Genomic DNA, 2,678 nt, shown 5'->3' with positions numbered 1-2,678 from the left:
CGCGAACTGCTGATGCGTGATCCCGAGACGGGTGAGATCTTCGAGGTTACGCTCAGCTCGGACGGGCAGATGATCGGTGTCGAGCCGCGCTCGCTGAACCAGTTGGCCGAGATGTTTGACGTCGACGCGGTTGATCTGGCTGCTGCGATCGAGGCTGCGCCTCTTGAGGTGACCAAGTCGTCCCAGGGCGCACAACAGATAGCCCCCGAAGCCGTTCCGTTCATCATCGGCGGGATCGGGCTTATTGCGATCGCCGCGAGTTCGGGCGGCGGTGGGTCCGGTGGTGGGTCCAATGCTGCCGATCAGGCGCTTGATGAGATTGTAAATGATCCGGCGAACGCCGAGCTTGACGATTTCGTGGACGCTGGCGCCGAGAATGTGACCGAGGACAACGTCTCTGACGTCAAGGAAGTCATCGACGCTATTCCCGAGGAAGATCGCGAAGACTTGACGGCCGGTGACATCGATAAAATCGCCGATATCGTCGATGAGTTTGTCCCGCCAGCGGCCGAAGACATCACCGTGACGGTTGGAGACGATCAGACGACCATTGAGATTGACCTCGACGGCGATGGAACGGCTGACGAGCGCGTCGTGATTGAGGTGGATGAGGACCTGAATGTCACCGAAGTCGGGTTTGACCTCGATGGCGACGGGACGGTTGATCGCAGTGAGAGCTACACGCTGGATGACGAGGGCAATCGGACGGGCGCCGATATCGATCTCAACAATGATGGTGTGGTTGACCAGGCCGAGACCTACACGCTGGATGACGATGGCAATGTGATCGGCGCGGATATCGATCTCAACAATGATGGGACCGTGGATCGCAGCGAGACCTATACGCTGGATGCCAATGGCAATGTGATCCGGACTGATTTCGATCTCGACAACGATGGTGTGGTAGATCGGATCGACAGATTTACGCTTGATGCCAATGGCAATCAGATCCGGACCGAGTTTGATTTTGATGCCGATGGGGTAGTCGATCGGATCGACAGATTTACGCTTGATGCCAATGGCAATCAGATCCGGTCCGAGTCCGACAACGATGCTAACGGAACGGTCGATCGGATTGTAACTCGGACCTTCGACGACAAAGGTCAAGCGATTCGCGCAGAGATTGATAATGATGCCGATGGCACGGTGGATCGGATCGAGACGCGGACCTACAACGACAAAGGTCAAGCGTTTCGCGTAGAGATTGACAGTGACGCCGATGGCACGGCTGATCAGATCAACATCAATAGTTTCGACGATAAAGGTCGAGCGTTTTTTACGGAGGTAGACACTGATGGCGATGGCACGGTGGATCGGGCCGTGACGCGCATCTTCGACGATTTAAGTCGACCATTTCTCGCTGAGTTCGACAATAACATCGATGGAACGGTGAATGTCGTGGGTTTTGGAAACTTTGATAGTGAGATCAACCTCACGCCGGCTTTCGTTGCGGATTGGGACATTTCCTCGCTGAACATGACCAATAGCTCGGCCCAGACGCTCACGATGACCAACTCTGTCCTCGCGGCGCTGGCCGATGGAGACGCGTCCTATGAGCTGACCATCGATGGGGATACCAGCGACACGGTTGTGATCGATGCGGGCATCACCGCGACCGGCAACACCGATGGGCAAGGCCGCGTTGAATACGAGGGGTCGGTCGGCAGCTTCTTCGTTGACCCCGACGTAACCGTCAGCGTGGCATAGCGGTGATCCGGTCCTGATAGACGGGATCGCTGCTATCTTCTCCCGCCAGTTTCCCCCCCGGCCACTGGCGGGAGATTTTCTCCCAAAAACACAGCAGGCACAAAGCCTGCGATCACGACGAGCAGGTTAGAACAATCATTGAGGTGGCCAGGATGACGGTCGAGACAACCGCTTGGCTTTTGTGCGAGCGCCAGGCGGTGACCGGTTGGTGCGGACGCGCTCCGATCTCGGATAGCGCGCGCTTTTCTGCCCCGCTGATTGCGCGGCGCGGATCATGGATGAGAACGCTTCTGGTGTGTTTTGTGTCGTTGAATCTAATTGGCTGCGCGGACTGGGACAGCCGCGCAGTCACGGATACGCCGGACCCGGATGCCTCCGCTTCGTGGGTTTCCCTGCCCGAAGCCCGGGTGCCGGCTATTCGTCCTGCAACCTCGACAGCCGAGTTGGCATTGGCCGCATTGGCAACCAGCGACCGCCAGTCGCCCACAATTGGCCTTGTGGCGCAACGCGTGGCCGAGCGCGAGGCGATTGGTCGGGGTCGGTGGCCGCAGATTTCACCCGTTGCCGAGATTGATGACGAAGGCAATCGTAATCTTGGCGCAAACGCGTCGCTCACGGTCCTCGATTTCGGCCGCACCAGATCCCTTCGCGCGCGGGCCGACGCGGAGGTTTCGCTTGCGCGCATCGATCTCTGGGAAGAACGCACTGACAACGTTTTGGGGGCTCTGGTAGAAGTAATACGTGCGGTTGAGGCCCAGTCGCTCGGGGTGGCGACGAACGCGTCGCTGGAAGAAATCACCACATTGCGTGACCTTGCGATGGCGCGGCTTGGCGCTGGCGTGTCCGACGAGGCGGAGAGTATCCTGTTCGATTTGAGGCTGGCGGAGCTGCGCAACGAGGCGCAAGCCGATGCCTCTCTCCTGCGTCTCGCGCTTGGTCAAGTGTCTGCAGCCACCGACTTAACAGTCGAT

General features: G+C 58.5%; 2 protein-coding genes. Both read left to right on the top strand.

Annotation, left to right across the window (positions count from 1 at the left end; translation table 11 throughout):
• Nucleotides 1-1,707, top strand: a 1,707-nt coding sequence (locus GTF44_RS21840) for a hypothetical protein (RefSeq protein WP_216365220.1), incomplete at its 5' end; no start/stop codon positions are given.
• 152 nt (nt 1,708-1,859) lie between these two features.
• Nucleotides 1,860-2,678: hypothetical protein (locus GTF44_RS21835; RefSeq protein WP_171567887.1), on the top strand; the 819-nt coding region annotated here is incomplete at its 3' end.

This window comes from Roseobacter sp. HKCCD6576-2, assembly GCF_013179285.1.
Taxonomy (GTDB): domain Bacteria; phylum Pseudomonadota; class Alphaproteobacteria; order Rhodobacterales; family Rhodobacteraceae; genus Rhodophyticola; species Rhodophyticola oceani.
This window is presented reverse-complemented; position numbering and strand designations above follow the sequence as displayed.